Source organism: Chryseobacterium sp. MMS23-Vi53 (assembly GCF_047651245.1).
In the GTDB taxonomy this organism is placed as follows: domain Bacteria; phylum Bacteroidota; class Bacteroidia; order Flavobacteriales; family Weeksellaceae; genus Chryseobacterium.
Genome location: NZ_CP180265.1, coordinates 927,890 through 946,470, shown reverse-complemented (window position 1 = coordinate 946,470; position 18,581 = coordinate 927,890). Strand labels below are relative to the sequence as shown.

Here is an 18,581-nt window from a genome sequence, read left to right as displayed (position 1 = left end):
ACAAATTAGCATTAAATAAAAAAACAGCATGAAACTAGGTGCATTTTCAATTAGTTTAAGTGTAAAAAATCTTCAGAAGTCTAAAGATTTTTACGAAAAATTAGGGTTCAGTCATATGGGGGGAGCGATGGAGCAGAATTATCTCATCATGAAAAACGGAGATCACATTATCGGTCTTTTTCAGGCAATGTTTGATGGTAATATGTTGACTTTTAATCCGGGATGGGATCAAAATGCACAAAACCTGGAGTCTTTTGATGACGTTCGCGATATTCAGAAACATTTGAAGGAGCAAGGTGTTGAAATTCAGAAAGAAGCAGACGAAACAACTTCCGGTCCTGAACATATTTATTTGAAAGATCCGGATGGAAATATGATTTTAATCGATCAACACAGATAATTTTAAAAACATCAATTATGAAAATTTTAAAGTGGACAATCATTGTTTTAGCATCAATTTTAATCTTTTGGTTGATTGTGGCATTCTTTATTTCGGGAGATTGTAAGTATGAAAAATCAATTACAATCAATGCTCCCGTTGAAAAAGTTTGGCAGAATACCAACACATTGAAAGCAATGGATCAGTGGAGTCCGTGGAACGATCTTGATCCGAATATGAAAAAAGATTGGACAGGAACGACTGGTCAACCGGGAGAAAAAGTGTGCTGGAAAAGTACAAAAAAGGAAGCGGGAGAAGGTTGTCAGGAAGTGAAAAAAGTTGACGCGACAAACAAAAGAATCGATACAGATATTGTATTTTTAACACCTTATAAAAGTGAAGCGAAAGCTTATGTAACAGTTGTTCCGGAAGGAAATGGCAGCAAGGCAACCTGGGGATTTATGTCTACAATTCCTTATCCTTTTACTGTTATGAAATTATTCATGAATATGGAAGGAGCTATTGGAAAAGATTATCAGGAAGGACTTTCACGATTGAAAAGCTTATCCGAAAAACAATAAACACAGAAAATTAAACTTAAAACTTTAAACTAAAAAAAATTATGGCATCAGTAAACGTTTATTTAACATTCAACGGAAATTGTAAAGAGGTATTCGATTTTTACAAATCAGTTTTCGGAGGTGAATATCAATACATCGGAACTTTCGGGGAAATGCCTCCAATGGAAGGTCAGGAAGCAAAAGAAGAAGATAAAGACAAAATTATGCACGTTTCTCTTCCGATTTCAAAGGAAACTACTTTAATGGGAAGCGACGTGGGTTGCGATTATGCTACTCATTTCAAAACGGGTAACAACTTTTCAATTTCTATCAGCGCAGCATCTAAAGAAGAAGCTGACAAATTATTCGCCGGACTTTCTGCAGACGGAACAGTTACAATGCCAATGGCAGACACTTTTTGGGGAGCTTATTTCGGAATGTTTACCGATAAATTTGGAATCAACTGGATGGTAAACTATGACGATCCTGCGAAAATGCAACATTCTTAAAATTAATATTTTAAATAAATATTAGACAAAACAAACCGGCAAATATTCTGTCGGTTTTTATTTTGAAATAGATTGGCATTCCAAAATTTTTTAAATTTAACAAAAGGAATTTTTTAAATTTTAATTTTTACAAATATAGAAGCGCTATCATTCGCTGAGTGTCAACGCCTTTGCGAACAAAAAGTATAAAATTTTAAATAAAAAAATCTTAGCAAACTTTGCGTTAAGAATAAACATTTTAAACTAAAAATTTAAATTTTCATAAAAACTAAATTTTCCTTATTATTGATAATCGAAATCACTTTTTAAAATGTGATAGATTTTAATAATAAAATTAAATATTTGTTTAAGAAAAATATTTAAGTTAAAACTAAAGATTATGAGAATTTTAAGATCATTGGCTTTAATGATTTTTGGCTTCACGGCAACGACAACTTACGCACAGAAAAACGATTTAGGAGCTTGGTACATGTATTTCGGAAATAATAAAATCAGTAAAAAACTGAATTTCCATAATGAGATCCAATACCGAAATTTTGATGCAGTCGGAGATCTCGAACAATTGTTGATTCGTACCGGAATCGGATATGATTTAACGGAAAATAATAACAATATTTTATTAGGTTACGGATTTATTTTAAGCAAACCATACATAAATGGTGAAAAAACAGAAAATATAGAACATCGAATTTTCCAGCAATATATTACAAAACAGAAGTTCGGACGTTTTAATATCCAACATCGTTATCGACTGGAAGAGAGGTTTTTGCAGGATGATTTCAGGATGAGGTTTCGTTATTTTTTAGGACTGAATATACCGATCAATAACAAGGAAATGTTGCCGAAAACTTTTTACGGATCTGTTTACAATGAGATTTTTCTTCATTTCAACAGTCCGACCTTCGATAGAAACAGAGTATATGGAGCTTTGGGATATATAATCAATAAAAATATGAGGATCGAAGCTGGTTATATGAATCAGATTCAGGAAAATAGAAACCGTGGACAGATTCAGATTGGTTTTTACAACAATATTCCTTTTACAAAGCTAGATTAGAAGGTAAAGAGTGAATTGTCAATATGTGAATAGTGAATTTTTTACATTCTTAAATTGACAATAAAATGAATTGACCATTCACACATTGACTATTTAATAAAAAACTAAAAATCAACGCTCATGCACGCAGGAAAAAAATTTGGAGCAGCAGAATTTATCGTCTGGACAAGAAGAAGCATCTATTGTCTCACTGTTTTGGCAACAATCCCGACAGTTATGTACTTTTTTGGATGGAAATTTCTTTCTTTTCCGTGGCAGCCGATTGCGATTATGGGAACTGCGGTGGCTTTTATTGTTGGTTTTAAAAACAATGCGAGCTACAGCCGATTGTGGGAAGCAAGACAGATTTACGGAGCGATCATCAATGACAGCCGTACTTTCGGATATATTTTAAGAGATTCGCTTTCTGAAAAAAATTCTGGAAAAGTAAAAGATATGTTTTTGCGTCATTATGCATGGTTGACTGCTCTTCGTTTTCAACTTCGGGAGCCAAGAGCATGGGAAAATATGAATACACCTCAATATGAGGAATATGCAAGAAAATATGATATTTGCGAAAAGCTTTTAAAATTAGATGATGAGTTGAAAAACTATCTTTCAGATGACGAACTTCAATATATTTTAAGTAAAAAAAATCGTGCGACACAATTGATGGCAAGTCAGAGTAAGGAATTGTCGGAAGCTTATAAAAATGGCGAAATTAATGATTTTCAATGGACTCAGATTAATCAGCAATTGATAAAATTTACCGATCATCAGGGAAGAGCAGAAAGAATTAAAAACTTTCCATATCCAAGAAATTTTTCATCAATTACAACTTATTTGTTGCTTTTATTCATTGTTTTCGTACCTTTTGGTTTATTAAAAGAGTTTGATAAATTAGGTGACGGAACAATCATCCAAGGCTATACTTTGTGGTTCAATATTCCGTTTTCTTTGCTGGTGACTTGGTGTTTTCATACTCTGGATAGTGTAGGAGAGGCTTCTGTCAACCCTTTTGAAGGAAGTCCGAATGACGTTCCGATCACACAAATCAGCCGAACCATTGAAATTGATATGAGAGATATGCTGGATGAAACCGATCTTCCGCCGGCAATTGCTCCAAAACACAATATTGTTCTCTAAAATATTAAACAAGATTAATGTAAAGATTAAATTAAAACCCAATCTTTGCTTAATAAAATTCTCATGAATATTTTGTAAATGAAACAAGGAAGTCTGCATAATCTGCAAAATCAGTGAGAGAAAAAAAATCATTAAAAAATTAACATTATTAAAAAAATAAATAAATGATTCACAATTACGTCATAATATCAATCGCGGTATTGTTGTCTGTGATGATATTGGTAATGATAGGACAAAAACTGAAAGTTGCATACCCTATCTTCCTTGTGATTGCAGGACTTTTGATAAGCCTGGTTCCGGGAATGCCGCATATTGAGATAGAACCCGATTTGGTATTTTTAATTTTCCTTCCGCCAATCTTATTCGAAGCGGCTTGGTTCACTTCGTGGCAGGATTTTCATAAGTGGAGAAAACAGATTTTTTCGATGGCTTTCGGACTGGTTTTTCTCACCTCAATTGTCGTTGCATACCTTTCTTCATCAATTATCCCGGGATTGACGGTCGCGATGGGATTCTTATTGGGAGGAGTAAATTCTCCGCCGGATGCTGTTGCCGCAACTTCGGTTTTAAAACACATGAAAATTCCGAAAAAAATCACTACGATTTTGGAAGGAGAAAGTTTGATCAATGATGCATCGAGTTTAATTGTATTTAAATTTGCCTTAGCTGCAGTCATTTCAGGGCAATTCATTTTTGGAGAAGCCGTGAAGGATTTCTTTACAATGGCAATCGGCGGAATCGCAATCGGAGCAGGAGCCGGATTACTTTTCGGAACATTATTAAAATGGATTCCATCGAACTCAAATATCGACACAATTATCACATTAATAGTTCCTTACATTATGTACATTGGTGCAGAACATTTCCATTTTTCAGGTGTTTTGGCGGTAGTGGTAGGAGGTTTGCTAATGTCTTATAATTCACATTGTTACTTGAGCCACACCTCAAGAATCCAGTCTGGAAATGTTTGGAGTGTTTTAATATTTTTAATGAATACCATCATTTTCATTTTGATTGGTCTTGAATTACCCGTTGTTGTTGCTGCGATGAAAGATTACACCATTTCAGAAGGAATTTTTTACAGTGTTGTGATTGGGGGAGCAATTATCGGAACACGAATTTTGTACAGTTATGCCTTAATGTATTTTCCTAGAATTTGTTCAAAAGAATTGAGATTAAAATCACCGAAACCCGACTGGCGAGAACCTTTCATCATTAGTTTTGCGGCGATGAGGGGAGTGGTTTCATTAGCTGCGGCGTTATCAATTCCTGCATTTTTACCCAACGGAGAAGCATTTCCACACCGAAATATCATTCTATTTGTAACCTTTGTAATCATTTTAATTACGTTGGTCGGACAAGGATTGTTATTAACTCCAATTTTGAAATTTTTAAAAGTAAGTGATGCAGGTAGCGAACTTCCGGAAGAAAAGCAGGAAGTAATTTTAATGAGAAAATTGAAAGAAACGGCATTACATAAATTGGAAAATGATTTCTCAGATTTAGCGGAAAGAAACAGCCTGGTTCAGCACCAAAAACATAAGCTTGAAAATGAAATGATGATGATGGCAGACAAAGCCCAATGTATGGCTTCAACGGGTGATTACGTAACGGCAATGAGCGAAAATAAAGACGTCATGAGGCAGATTATTCAAGCTCAGAGAAACGAACTTCACCGGATGAAACGTGAAAAGATTTTCGACGATCATGTAATGAGAACGATCGAAATGCAGTTGGATTTTGATGAAGCAAAAATCACTGGATTTGCGCACGGATAGGCTTTATTGAATTTAAACCACAAAAGTCACAAAAGATTTTAATGTTTTATTATTTAAGTTAAATTAAAACAAAAACAGGAATACATAATTTAGAAAATCTTTGATTTTCATTTTGTGAACTTTTGAAAAGTTTTAAATTAATCTTAAATTTAGCATAAATCTTTTGTGACTTTTGTGGTTTAGAATAATTAACCATACATTTCCGTTTAAAGATTAAAATAAAAAACATCAAATATGAGCAATCCGATTATCTTAGAATACAAAGTAAATGCGCCTGTTCATAAGGTTTGGAAAGCATTAACCGACAAAACAGAAATGAGATCCTGGTATTTCGATATTTATGATTTTGAACCTGAACATGGAAAGATTTTCAATTTTTACGAACCTGGTGAAGAGAAAAAATATCATCATCAGGGAGAAATTTTAGAAATAATTCCTAATCAGAAATTGAAACATTCTTGGGCTTATCCTGAATTTTCGGACAAGAAAACGACCGTAAGCTGGGAACTTCAGCCTGAAGGAAATAATGAAACTTTAGTAAAACTAATTCATGATGATATTGACAATTTTAATGATTTAGGAGAAAATTTTTCACGAGATTCTTTTACAGAAGGTTGGAACGGAATTATTGGTCAAAGTTTGAAACCTTATCTGGAAAATAAATAAAAATTTGTTTAAACTTTTATTTCAAAGTTTGTCATCCTGACAGGATCTAAGCATAATATAAGAAAGCAGTATGCACTTCGACAAGCTCAGTGTAAATTCCAAGAGGGATTAAGCTACTAAAAAAGTTTAAAGAAGTTCAAAGATTTAAGTTGATATTTTAAATAAAAAATATAAATGATGGCAAAATTTAATTCCCTTCGTCCGATTTTATGGACAGAAAAACTAGACGATACAATTGGGTTTTATACTCAGATTTTAGGCTTTACTTTGCAGGAAAGAGATGACGATTGGCAATGGGCTTCATTGGAAAAAAATGGAGTAGAAATTATGTTAACAAAACCTAATCAGCATGAAAATTTTAATGGAGTTGGTTTTACAGGTTCATTTTATTTTAATGTTGATGATGTCAATGGACTTTGGGAAGATCTGAGTACAAAGGCGAAAATCTGTTATGAAATCGAAACTTTCGACTGGGAAATGAGAGAATTTGCGATCTATGACAACAACGGCTACATATTACAATTTGGTCAACATATCGATGAAATTAGCAAAGCGGAATAAATTTTGCTAATTTTGGGGAAATATTTAGAAATATCAATGAAAAAAAATATTATAGTTGGTTTTGCAGCAATTTTGTTGTTGGCATCTTGTAAGAATGATAAAAAGGTTTTGGATTCTTTAGCGGATTACAACAATTCTATGACGGAGAAAGGGTATCATTTCGGAGATAAATTAACGCTTCCAAAAGAGGTTACGGACGATGCAGAAACGATTTCAATCAGCTTTGGTGACAAGGAAACTTCGGATCTTACGATCGATCCAAAATTCTTCACTTTAGGTGACAATGCTGTTACTTTTAATATCAAAACAAAAGGTGGTGAAACTTTAACTCAGGATGCAACCATCAACGTTTTTGCGAAAAATCCTGAACAAAAAATCAATTACGAAATCGTTGCAGAATATCCTCATGATCCTAAAAATTTTGTACAGGGTTTCCAGATTGAAGGAAATACAATCTACGAAAGTGACGGACAAAACGGTTCTTCCCAGATTTTAAAATATACTTTAGGAACAACAACTCCTTTGGCTTCTACGAAACAGGCTCAGGAAGATTTTTCTGAAGGAAGTACAATTGTGGGTGATAAAGTTTATCAATTGACGTGGCAAAGTAAAAAAGGTTACGTGTATGATAAAAGTTCATTAAAATTATTAAAAGAATTTGCATATCCGAATGTTCTTGGAGAAGGTTGGGGATTGACTTATGATGGTAAAAATCTAATCGCATCAGACGGAAGTAAATTATTATATTTCCTTGATGTAAATGATCCGTCCAAAATGGTAAAATACATTGCTGTTGCGGGAAGTTCTCAGGCTTACGATCAGTTAAATGAATTAGAATTCCATAACGGATTTATTTATGCAAATGTCTGGCAGAAACCGATTATTTTGAAAATTAATCCTGCAAACGGAGAGGTTGTCGGAACGTTCGACTTTACTGATATTGCAAAACAAAATACAAAAGGAAGCGACGATGTGTTGAACGGAATTGCTTTCAAAGGCGAAAATATGTTGGTGACCGGGAAAAACTGGTCTAAAATTTATGAAGTTGCCATCAAATAATTTTTTGATTAAAAAAAAACTTTGTATTACTTAAATAAACGAAGTGCCTTTGTTTATCTTTAAATAAGTAATTTTATTTCAAAAAACTTTGTTTAACCTTGCGATAATTAAACGCCAAGTAAGACAAAGAATCATTTAATTATATTTTTAAATTAAGATAAACAAAGGCGTTTCACTTATTTTTGAAAAACAAAGTATTAGAAATATATAATAAATAATCTTTTGTCCCTTTTGTGGTTAAAATAAAAATCTAAAACGTGAAGAAAAGTCTGATAACAGGTTTTGCAGCGATTTTGTTGCTTACATCTTGTAAAAACGATAAAGATATCATGAACTCTTTGGCGGATTACAACAATTCGATGACGGAAAAAGGATATCATTTTGGAGATAAACTGAATCTTCCGAAAGAGGTGACAGATTTTGCAGAAAGTATTTCCATCAGCTTTGGCGACAAGCAAACTTCCAGCATGACGATTGATCCTAAGTTTTTTAGTTATGGTGATAATGAAGTTACTTTTAATATTAAAACTAAAAGTGGCGAAACCTTGACTCAAGACGCGACGATCAATGTTTTTTCTAAAACTCCTGAGCAGAATATTCCGTTTGAAATTGTTGCAGAATATCCCCACGATCCGAATAATTTTGTGGAAGGTTTTCTTCTTGAAGGGAATATGATCTACGAAAGTGATGGATTAAAAAATGACTCACAACTAATAAAGTACACCTTAGGAAGCACAACTCCGACTGTAGTTGAAAAACAATCTCCTGAAATATTTTCCGAAGGTTGCGCGATTGTAGGAGATAAAATTTATCAGTTAACTTATCAGAATAAAATCGGATTTATTTACGATAAAAAAACATTAAAGAAAATCTCAGAATTTACTATGCCTGTTGAGTTTAATGAAGGTTGGGGTATGACTTATGACGGGAAAAACTTAATTGCAGATGACGGATCCAACAATCTGTTTTTTCTTGATCCGAATAATCCTTCAAAAATAGTGAAAACTGTTTCTGTAGGAGGAAATAAAGATATTTACAATCAAATCAACGAGCTGGAATATTATAACGGATTTATTTACGCTAATGTTTGGCATCAACCGTATATTTTAAAGATAAATCCAATAACAGGCGAAACTGTTGGAAAGTTTGATTTCTCAAAAATTACAGAAGAAAATACCAAAAACGATACTGAACATGTTTTAAACGGAATCGCTTTTAAAGGAAATAATATGTTGGTGACAGGTAAAAACTGGGCGAAAATTTATGAAGTTGCTATTAAATAAGTTAAAATTAATCGTAACTTCTTTCGAAACAAAATAAATTAATTAAATTGGTAGCGTTCCTCGGGAGCGCTATCTTAGTGAAAGAATTTGAGACTATTACACGTTATATTTATATTGATTTTCTGTTCGTTATCCGCACAGAAAGCACTTCCTTTGGATACTTTAAAATTGAAGGAATCTAAGGATATGCTTGCCGATGATTACGGAAATTTATATATCTACAAAAACAAAGATTTCAGCCTTACAAAATACGATTCACTGGGAAAACAGATCGGGAGACTGATGTTGACGGTTCCCTATAAAATTCAGACAGTTCAAAATCCGTTGAGCGTGCCTTTATTTTCGGAAAATGCTCAGGAAATGAAGTTTGTAGATCAAAATATGAATGAAATTCAAAAGGTTGATTTTAAGCAGAAATTTGGTTTCATTAAAATGGCTTATGCCGAAGATTTGCAGCAGTTGTGGCTGTTGGACGACAGTACAAAACGACTTATACAGTATAATTTCAGAAACGAATCGACGATAAATTCTTACCCTTTTGATGCAAGTTTCGACGAACTGATGGATCTCTTGGTGTATGAAAATAAGGTCTATATTTTAACAAAAAAGCACATCAGAGTTTATACTTTTAAATTTGAAAAAATCTTTGAAGCGCCGATTGAGAACGGAAAACGTTTCAGAAGAGAGAACGAATTTATTTTAGTCATAACAAATAATTCTATTTTAAAGTACGTTCCGGAAAAAGAAATGGTTACGGTTTTTGGTGATGCCGATGCGCAAATTGTGGATAAAAACACCCTTTCTTATTTTGAAATCAAAGCTAACAAACTCTATCTTTACAGCCTTGAAAAAGGTGTAGAAACTAAACCCAAGACTGAGCCGGAACCACAGCAGAAAGTTCCGGAACAAGAAGTTGAAAAACCTGCCGAACCAGACAGTCCGGAAGGAAAACTGGAAAAGAAAACTCAGGAAATCGAACAGAAAAATCCTGCAGAAAGCTCTTTACAGAAGCTGATTGAGGAGACTTCGGATGTACAGTCTGTCGGTGTTTAGTTTGTTTATTAATCTATCAAAACATTAAGGAAAAATATGCATATTGCAGTTACAGGAAATATTGGAGCAGGGAAAACTACGTTGACGACGATGCTTTCGAAGCATTACGGATGGGATGCACAGTTTGAAGATGTAGATCACAATCCTTATCTGGAGGATTTTTATGCCGACATGAGCAAATGGAGTTTTGCTTTGCAGATTTACTTTTTGGGAAGTAGATTCCGTCAGGTGAAGGAGATTAGGGAGAGTGGGAAAAACATCATTCAGGATCGTACAATTTATGAGGATGCCCATATTTTTGCGGAGAACTTAAATGACATGAACCTTCTTTCTGACCGTGATTTTAAAAATTACGATGCTGTATTTACTTTAATGAAATCTTTCGTTTCTGCACCTGATTTATTGATTTATCTTAAATCTGATGTGCCGAATTTGGTTAAAAAGATTTACAAAAGAGGTAGAGAGTACGAAGCATCAATCAGTATCGAATATCTTTCTAAACTGAACCAAAAATATGAAAAGTGGATTTCCAATTACACGGAAGGAAAGCTGTTGATTATCGAGGTTGATGATTTAGATTTTGTTGAAAAACCTGAAGATTTCGGATTTATTTTAGAAAAAATTGAGGCAGAATTGAATGGTCTGTTTTAACAAATTTTTATTATAAATTAAGATTCACGTAAGTTCATTTCTTTTTAAATTTGTTAAGAACAAGTTTAATTTTTAAATATAATTAAAGATGTTAGTTAAGGTTTTACATAATGGAAATTGTTCAAAATCGAATGCGGTTTTAGAATATCTGGACGAAAATGGGGTGCCGTTTGAGATCATTAATATTGTGGAAGATCCGCTAAGTATTCTTGAAATTAAAACTGTTTTAAAGAAATTGAACCAAAGTGTTTTTCATATCATCCGAAAAACAGAAAAATTATATCTGGAAAATTTTGCGAGTAAAAATTTATCCGAAGATGAGTGGATAAAGGTTTTATCTGAAAATCCGTCGCTGATCCAAAGACCGATTTTAATAAAAGGTTCGGTAGCGATGTTGGGAAGACCTATTGAGAACGTTAAGTATTTTATTGAAAAATAATAAATACATTAAAATTATAAGCTAAAAAAACCGTTGACTTCAAGAACCTCAGTCAACGGTTTTTTTTACAATAGAATTACGCCTTCTATTTTTGCGACTTCTTTATAAATTCTTACTACCTGATCTGCATCTAAAACAAATGCATTGATATTGCAGGCTGTATATTTTCCGTTTTTGCTTTCACGGTTTCCTAATGTAAACTTAATTCCGTCGAATACCTTATAAATTTCAGTCAATTTAGACTGATCCGTCGGAATGATAAATTTGAATAAATAGTCTTCCGGAAAATCGTGGTGACCTTCCAGTTTTTCCCTTAAAGAATTATAAAAATCCTCTGGGCTTGCATGTTGATTTCCTTGTAATATATCCATCTACAAATTTTAATTATCTATATAAATATAGCGAAAATTTTTCTATTTTCCAAGAGGTCCAAGAAGAGACTTAGAGTTTTGGATTTCGTAATCTTCGATAATATTAAAAATTCCGTTTACCAGTTGTTCAGAAGCCAATTGGCTTAAACCTCCTGAATTTACGCTGGTTTTATTTCCACCTAAAAGGCTCCCCAACAAATTGCTTCCCGATAAAGCTGTGTTAATGCTTTTTACGATGCCATACTGATTAAGCTGCTCTTCAACTTTCGGAGTGATCGCAGCAATTAATTGTTGAGACGTTTTTTCTTTCAAAATCAACGTTGCCGTACCTTTTTCGCCTTGAATGATTCGTGTTACATCTTGTGCATTCAGGCTATTCACGGCATTTGTTAGAATCGGTTTTGAAATGTTTACTGTATAAACTGCCGCATCAGCAATATATTCTCTTTCTTTCTGTACCAAAGACGGAGCGATTTTTTCCAACATAGAATTGATATCTCTCAATTGTTTTGGAAGCGCTTTGTCTACCATATTATTTTGAAGAAAAGCATCTCTGTTACTATAAATATTTACACCTTTATCAATTCCGTTTAAAAGGAATTTTTTGATGATTGATAATCCCAAATCCGATGTTGCCAATGAAGTACAGGACTGCATTGTGGTATTGATAACAGCTCCTGTTCCGATAAGCAAAGCAGCAGCAATAATGTATTTTTTCATTGATATTGATTAAACTTTATAAACTTTCAAATAGCGAACCAAATTTACTTACAATTATTAATTTAACAAAATCTTAAACGTATAAGCCATTTTTGGGTATTTTTTTATGATAAGTGTCAGGAAAATCGATTGCATTATTTTATTTAAAAATCGGCTAATATTAAAAAAATGCTGTTAAAATCTAAAAATTATTAATTTTTTAATAATTACTTCGTCTTTTTGAAGAATTTTTAAGAAAATTTAACGATATTACATATAATTTTATAATTTTGGCTAATGTCTTTTTTTGAGAAATACATTATGATCAAAATAAAGGCATAAAAAAAAGGTGTACGAAACCTATTTTGAATTTGATTGTACGAATAAAATTAAACTATATGAAACAAAGTGATTTAAAGTATTCATGTCTCATTGCTGTTCTATACTTTGGTATGAATGTCAATGCGCAGGTTACTCCAAAAGACTCTGTGACGAAGGAACAGAAAATAGAGGAGGTTGTAATGATTGGGTATGGTAGCAGAAAGAAGGTTGATAATACAACAGCTATTAGTTCAATTAATGCTGATGAGGTAACAAAAACAAAAGTATTAAATGCGTCACAGGCTATTCAAGGGAAGGCAGCAGGTGTTCAGGTTACAGCTTCAGATGCCCCAGGATCTACACCTACAGTAATGATCAGAGGTCTTGGAACAGTATTAGGTGGAAGAACTCCTCTATATGTAGTAGACGGAATGTTTACTGATAATATTAATAACATCAATTCAAATGATATCTTAACCTATGATATTCTGAAAGATGCTGCTGCCTTAGCAATCTATGGTAATAGGGCTGCGAACGGGGTAATTATTATTACAACGAAATCAGGTAAAGGAAAATTAAGTGTTTCTTATGATGGCCTTATTGGGATTAGAAATCCATTGAAGACAATTGAAATGGCAAATGCTTCTGAGTTTGCCACTTACAATAATGCCGGTAAAAAGAGTACATATCTAAATCCTAATCAACCTTATGATACAGATTGGTTTAAAGAAATTACCAGAACCGGTATTTATAACCAGCATAACGTATCGATTTCTGGTTCTTCGGAAACTGCAAAATATTTTCTTAGTTTAGGAAATTATGATGAGCAATCTATTTTAAAAGGGTCTAATTATAATAGAACAACAATAAGAACTAATAATGAATTTAGAATTACTAAAGGTATTAGATTGGCTCAGACTTTAAGTGCTACTTTTACAAATGATACACCTAAATCATTTGGTGCTTTTACAAACGCATATAAACAATCACCATTAGTCCCGGTCTATTATCCAAATGGTAAATACGGGCAGCCAATTTATGATTCCAATGGTAATATCAGCTATACAGGAGGACGTTTTAATAATGTACCAAATCCTGTAATGCAACTTGCATATGATAATCAACAAGGAAAAAATTTCTTATTGCAAGGAGGATTAAAACTTGATATTGATATTGTTAAAGATTTAAAATTTACTTCTCAGTTTAGTGGTGAATATAACAATTATAAGTATTATAATTTTGTAAATTCTAAAGGGTTGTGGTTAGATAACGATCCGACGAGAGTTGAAAGTGGGTTTGATACAACTACACCATTAACAAGATTAACAAATAGAAACCAAAATTACTACAATTGGTTACTAAATAATTATTTAACATATACTAAAAAAGTAGGGAATCATGATATTGAAGTTGTTGCTGGTACTGAAGCTTCTGTAAAAAATGGTCTTGAGACTTTGGTTATAAACAGAAAGAATGTTCCTGTCTCAAAAGATTATTGGAATCTTAGCGGAGTTGATTATTATGGAAATTTATATAGCGACAATGATACAAAAGCTATTGAGTCCATACAAGGAAATAGAAATACAACAATTTCTTATTTTGGAAGATTACAATATAAGTTTATGAACCGCTACTTACTAAGCGGTACCATCAGAAGGGATGGCTCTTCTCAGTTTGCAGATGGTAATAAATGGGGAACTTTCCCATCGTTTGGATTAGGCTGGGTGGTCTCTGAAGAAGAGTTCTTAAAAGGAGGATTCTTTAATCTATTAAAAATAAGAGGAGGATGGGGTAAAATTGGTAACCAAAATGTACCATTGAATTATTTACCACTTTCTTCTGGATCCACTTACAATTATGCATTTGGAAGCTCTCCTGTTAGTAATGGAGTTACAGTCAATAAAGGTTACGATCCAGATTTGGGATGGGAAGTTACAGAAGAATCTTCACTAGGATTAGATTTTGGTATCTTAAATAATAGATTAACAGGTACTTTTGATGTATATAATAGAAAAACTGAAAACCTTATTTTAGGTGTTGTACCGTACTTAGCAACAGGAATTTCAGAAATAAACTACTCTCACATGGGAAGCGTTCAGAATAAAGGAGCTGAGTTAAGTTTAAATTGGGCGGACAAAGTGGGTGAAGATTTCACATATTCAATTGGTGCAAATTATTCTTATAATAAAAACAAACTTGCAAGCATAGATCTTTCTAAACCTGTCTCTCAAATCGTAGGGGGAAATCTTGGAAATGGAGTAGATACAAAACTTTTTAATGCATCTGCTGTGGGGTATGCTTTAGGAAGTTTTTATTTATATGAAGCAGATGGTTACGATGCAAATGGTAATCTGAAGTTTAAAGATTTGAATGGTAATGGTATTACCGATGGAGGAGACAGACGTTTCTTTGATTCTTATATTCCTAAATCAACATTAGGTGTAAATGTTTCTATGTCTTATAAAAATTGGGATTTTGCAGTGAGTGGATATGGTGCGTTTGGATTTAAAGTATATAATGGTAAAAAAGCACAGAGAAATGGAGGTGAAAATGTAGAGGCTTCTGTAGCTAACAATTTTTGGTCTCCTACAAATACAAATGCAGCAAATCCTATAAATCCTGAAAATATTCCTGTTGCATCTACTTTTTATTTAGAAGATGGAGATTATTTCAGAATTAATAATATTTCGGTAGGATATACTTTTAAGAATATAACTAATTATATGAAGTCAATTAAACTTTATGTAAGTGCAATTAATCCTTTTGTATTTCAAAAATACTCAGGATTTACTTCGGAATTATCAGGATATAATCCTGCAGATTCTACAGCAGAAGGAGATCCATATAAACGTGCGGGGATAGAATTAGATGCCTATCCTACATTGAGATCTTTTGTATTTGGTGTTAACCTAAATTTTTAAAAAAATGAATAAGAAATATATCATAGCAGCTGCGTTTTTAATTTTGGGAGCTGCAAATCAAAGTTGTAGCAATGACTTTATTGATGTGCAACCTACAGAAGCAATTCCAGAATCTGCATTTGGAGAAATATATAATAACGATGAGGGTGCTAATAATTTAGTAACAGCTATTTATGCTAAGTTCTTGGATTGGAATATGAGTACTTTTGCATGGATTGGGGTAACATCTATTGTATCAGATGATGCAGATAAAGGTTCTAGCCCAAGTGATTCTGGTTCTGATAAAGATATTTTAGATGCCTTAAACTTTACACCGGCAACCCCTTCATTTAAGGAGTTGTTTGCGTCTAATTATCAGGGAATTAATAGATGTAATCAAGCATTAAAATATCTTCCACAATTAGATAAAGCTGATCTCCAATTACGTGAAAGATTAGCTGGAGAGGCTAAATTTTTAAGAGCTTTTATGTATTTTACTTTAGTGAGATCTTTTGGCGGGGTTCCTTTGGTGGATCATGTTCCTGTAACAGGGGTTGAAGCTGATAAGTTAATGACACTTACAAGAAAAAGTAAAGAAGATATTTATGCTTTTATAGAAAAAGATCTTAAAGAAGCTGCTCAGGTTTTGCCGACAGGAACGGGAGGACAAAGAGCAACAAAAGGAGCGGCTCATGCACTTTTAGCTAAAGTTTACTTATATCAGAAAAAATGGCAATTGGCTGTAGATGAGTGTAACTTGGTAACAGGTTATTCATTGACTTCTAATTTCCAAGATATTTATAAAGTTTCAGGAGAAAATAATGCAGAATCTATCTTTGAAATTAATGGAAGTGGAGGAACAGCAGGAAGAGCTATTCAACAATACAGCCAAGTACAAGGTGCAAGAGGTACAACCGGTTGGGGTTGGGGATTCGCAACTCCTACTCAAAGTTTGTACGATGCCTACTCCGCAACAGATACAAGAAGAGATGCTACAATTATCCATAGAGATATGACTTTGTATGATGGGTATTATGTAGGTCCAAATACAGAAAATAAATTTTACAATTATAAAGCATATTCATCTAACTACAGAGATCAAGCTTCAACGGATGTAAACATTCGTTATTTAAGATACGCCGAAGTTCTTTTGATAAAAGCTGAAGCAATGAATGAATTAGGACAAACTTCTGCCGCGATCCCTTTCTTAAACCAAGTAAGAAACAGAGCAAATATCGGAAATACTCCGGCGGCGTCTCAGGCAGATGTAAGAGCAGATATTTGGAAACAAAGAAGGCTAGAGCTAGCTTTCGAGCATGATAGATGGTTCGATTTAGTAAGAACCGGTCAGGCTCAGGCGGCTATGGCGGCTGATGGTGGAAAAGTATTCAAGGTGGGAACACATGAATTATTCCCATTACCGCAAGATTTTATATCAGAAGCAGGTGGCTTATCAGCTCAAAACCCAGGCTATTAAAATTTAATCAATAAAAAACTTTAGAGGAGAATGAAAGTTCTCCTCTTCTTTTAGGGATGAATTTTAAAATATTTGAATTATGAAAAGGACACTACTGTCAATCGCAATTGCGGCATTATTTGTGGCTTCCTGCAAAAACTCGCAAGCCCTCAAACCTTCAGACTCGCAAACTCAAGTTGTAAAAAGTAATATTACTGACGAACAATTGATGGACAGAGTCCAAAAAGATGCATTGAAATACTTTTGGGATTATGCAGAACCAAACTCAATGTTGGGAAGAGAGCGCTACCACGAAGACAATATCTATCCCGATAATGATAAGCATGTGATTACCACAGGTGGATCAGGATTTGGATTAGCTACAATATTGGTTGGAGTCGAGAGAGGATTTGTTCCGAGAAAAGATGCGGTGAAACGATTGACTACCATGATGGATTTCCTTGCAAAGGCCGATCGTCACAAAGGAGCTTGGTCGCACTGGATCAATGGAGAGACCGGAAAAACTGTTCCTTTCGGGAAGAAAGACAACGGAGGAGATTTGGTAGAAACGGCATTCTTGACTTCAGGAATTTTGATGGTTCGTGAATATTTCAAAAACGGAAATGCAGAAGAAAAAGCACTTGCCAAAAAATGCGACGAGCTTTGGAAAGGAATTCAATGGAATTGGTATACAAAAGGCGGCGAAAAAGTTTTGTACTGGCACTGGTCACCAGAATATCAGTGGGAAATGAACTTCCCATTGGAAGGCTACAACGAATGTTTAATTACCTACATTTTAGCCGCTTCATCACCAACGTATTCTATCGATGCAGAAACCTATTACAAAGGGTGGACTAGAAACGGAACTTATCTTTCAGACAAAGAAAAATACGGACTTCCAATGTACGTAAAGCACAATGGTGCAGAGGAATACGGAGGACCATTATTCTGGACTCAATATTCTTACATTGGTTTGGATCCAACAAATTTATCGGATAAATTAATCAAAAATTATTTTGATTTAAATAAAAATCAGGTTCTTATCGATTACAAATACTGTGTCGAAAATCCAAAAGGATGGAAAGGTTACGGACCAAATTATTGGGGACTTACAGCAAGTTATTCCAGAAATAAAGACGGTGGAGTAGGCTACGACGCACATTTTCCGCAAAATGACCACGGCGTAATTACTCCGACAGCAGCGTTGAGCAGTTTCCCGTATTCTCCAAAAGAATCTATGGATTTCCTGAGGTTTATTTACACTCAAAAACCAGAGTTTATCGGTTCTGCAGGACCTTACGATGCTACTTCGATTAATTATGATAATTGGACGACGCCAAGATATTTAGCAATCGATCAGGGAACCATTGCTCCAATGATTGAAAATTACCGAACACGATTTTTATGGAAATTATTCATGAATGCGCCTGAAATCCAACAAGGATTAAAGAAATTAAGCTTCAAATCAGAAAAATATAACATCAAATAATTGTTTTTATTAATGATGGATTTTTAATAAATAGTTTGTTAAGCCAATAGCAAAAAGCCAATTACCAGATGTTGTTTAGGAGCTTAATCCCGCTTTCCGTTATATCTTTTTTATTCCGATCTCCGCTTTGCTCCGATCGCAACAAAAAAGGATGCCACTTCAATCGGGGCTATTTTAGAAAGAGAAAGTCCCGAAGGGATGACTTAAAACACGATAGGATGAAAT

General features: G+C 33.7%; 18 protein-coding genes. 16 read left to right on the top strand and 2 right to left on the bottom strand.

Features of this window, described 5'->3' with window-relative positions:
- Window positions 1-28: 28 nt before the first annotated feature.
- From ACKX2A_RS04295 to ACKX2A_RS04235, 13 genes are all read left to right on the top strand, one after another.
- The gene (locus ACKX2A_RS04295) at window positions 29-400 is read left to right on the top strand and encodes a VOC family protein (protein ID WP_415327800.1); all 372 of its coding nucleotides are present in this window, start codon (window positions 29-31) and stop codon (window positions 398-400) included.
- 17 nt (window positions 401-417) lie between these two features.
- Window positions 418-960, top strand: coding sequence for an SRPBCC family protein (locus tag ACKX2A_RS04290; protein WP_415327799.1), 543 nt, complete (start codon window positions 418-420; stop codon window positions 958-960).
- Window positions 961-1,001: 41 nt separating this feature from the next.
- Window positions 1,002-1,448 (top strand): VOC family protein, encoded by a 447-nt coding sequence (locus tag ACKX2A_RS04285; protein WP_415327798.1) that lies wholly within the window; start codon window positions 1,002-1,004, stop codon window positions 1,446-1,448.
- Window positions 1,449-1,827: 379 nt separating this feature from the next.
- Entirely contained in the window at window positions 1,828-2,505 is a 678-nt protein-coding gene (locus ACKX2A_RS04280) for a DUF2490 domain-containing protein (RefSeq protein ID WP_415327797.1), read from the top strand.
- 120 nt (window positions 2,506-2,625) lie between these two features.
- Window positions 2,626-3,630 carry a bestrophin family protein gene (locus ACKX2A_RS04275; protein ID WP_415327796.1) on the top strand — a complete coding sequence of 335 codons (1,005 nt, stop codon included), beginning with the start codon at window positions 2,626-2,628 and terminating at the stop codon, window positions 3,628-3,630.
- A gap of 164 nt (window positions 3,631-3,794) precedes the next feature.
- Complete coding sequence (locus ACKX2A_RS04270) at window positions 3,795-5,408, top strand: Na+/H+ antiporter (protein ID WP_415327795.1); 1,614 nt, start codon at window positions 3,795-3,797, stop codon at window positions 5,406-5,408.
- Window positions 5,409-5,642: 234 nt separating this feature from the next.
- A complete protein-coding gene (locus ACKX2A_RS04265; protein WP_415327794.1) occupies window positions 5,643-6,074 on the top strand; it encodes an SRPBCC family protein in 432 nt (143 codons plus the stop codon).
- A 174-nt stretch (window positions 6,075-6,248) separates the two neighbouring features.
- Complete coding sequence (locus ACKX2A_RS04260; protein ID WP_415327793.1) at window positions 6,249-6,635, top strand: VOC family protein; 387 nt, start codon at window positions 6,249-6,251, stop codon at window positions 6,633-6,635.
- A 36-nt stretch (window positions 6,636-6,671) separates the two neighbouring features.
- A complete protein-coding gene (locus tag ACKX2A_RS04255) occupies window positions 6,672-7,694 on the top strand; it encodes a glutaminyl-peptide cyclotransferase (protein ID WP_415327792.1) in 1,023 nt (340 codons plus the stop codon).
- 257 nt (window positions 7,695-7,951) lie between these two features.
- A complete protein-coding gene (locus ACKX2A_RS04250; protein WP_415327791.1) occupies window positions 7,952-8,977 on the top strand; it encodes a glutaminyl-peptide cyclotransferase in 1,026 nt (341 codons plus the stop codon).
- Between the two features lie 153 nt (window positions 8,978-9,130).
- Complete coding sequence (locus ACKX2A_RS04245) at window positions 9,131-10,030, top strand: hypothetical protein (RefSeq protein WP_415327790.1); 900 nt, start codon at window positions 9,131-9,133, stop codon at window positions 10,028-10,030.
- A 36-nt stretch (window positions 10,031-10,066) separates the two neighbouring features.
- Window positions 10,067-10,681, top strand: a complete 615-nt coding sequence (locus ACKX2A_RS04240; RefSeq protein ID WP_415327789.1) for a deoxynucleoside kinase — start codon at window positions 10,067-10,069, stop codon at window positions 10,679-10,681.
- Between the two features lie 88 nt (window positions 10,682-10,769).
- Window positions 10,770-11,120, top strand: coding sequence for an ArsC/Spx/MgsR family protein (locus ACKX2A_RS04235; protein ID WP_415327788.1), 351 nt, complete (start codon window positions 10,770-10,772; stop codon window positions 11,118-11,120).
- A 65-nt stretch (window positions 11,121-11,185) separates the two neighbouring features.
- On the opposite strand, the gene ACKX2A_RS04230 is transcribed toward ACKX2A_RS04235, so the two are convergent.
- Together ACKX2A_RS04230 and ACKX2A_RS04225 are read right to left on the bottom strand one after the other, a co-directional pair.
- Complete coding sequence (locus ACKX2A_RS04230; RefSeq protein WP_415327787.1) at window positions 11,186-11,491, bottom strand: DUF493 family protein; 306 nt, start codon at window positions 11,489-11,491, stop codon at window positions 11,186-11,188.
- A 42-nt stretch (window positions 11,492-11,533) separates the two neighbouring features.
- Window positions 11,534-12,211, bottom strand: a complete 678-nt coding sequence (locus ACKX2A_RS04225) for a DUF4197 family protein (protein WP_415327786.1) — start codon at window positions 12,209-12,211, stop codon at window positions 11,534-11,536.
- Window positions 12,212-12,588: 377 nt separating this feature from the next.
- Between ACKX2A_RS04225 and ACKX2A_RS04220 the strand changes: the two genes are divergently transcribed.
- From ACKX2A_RS04220 to ACKX2A_RS04210, 3 genes are all read left to right on the top strand, one after another.
- On the top strand, window positions 12,589-15,432 hold the full coding sequence (locus ACKX2A_RS04220) for a SusC/RagA family TonB-linked outer membrane protein (RefSeq protein ID WP_415327785.1): 2,844 nt from the start codon (window positions 12,589-12,591) through the stop codon (window positions 15,430-15,432).
- Window positions 15,433-15,436: 4 nt separating this feature from the next.
- Window positions 15,437-16,888, top strand: a complete 1,452-nt coding sequence (locus ACKX2A_RS04215) for a RagB/SusD family nutrient uptake outer membrane protein (RefSeq protein WP_415327784.1) — start codon at window positions 15,437-15,439, stop codon at window positions 16,886-16,888.
- A 79-nt stretch (window positions 16,889-16,967) separates the two neighbouring features.
- On the top strand, window positions 16,968-18,356 hold the full coding sequence (locus ACKX2A_RS04210; protein WP_415327783.1) for a glucoamylase family protein: 1,389 nt from the start codon (window positions 16,968-16,970) through the stop codon (window positions 18,354-18,356).
- The last annotated feature ends 225 nt before the right edge of the window (window positions 18,357-18,581 follow it).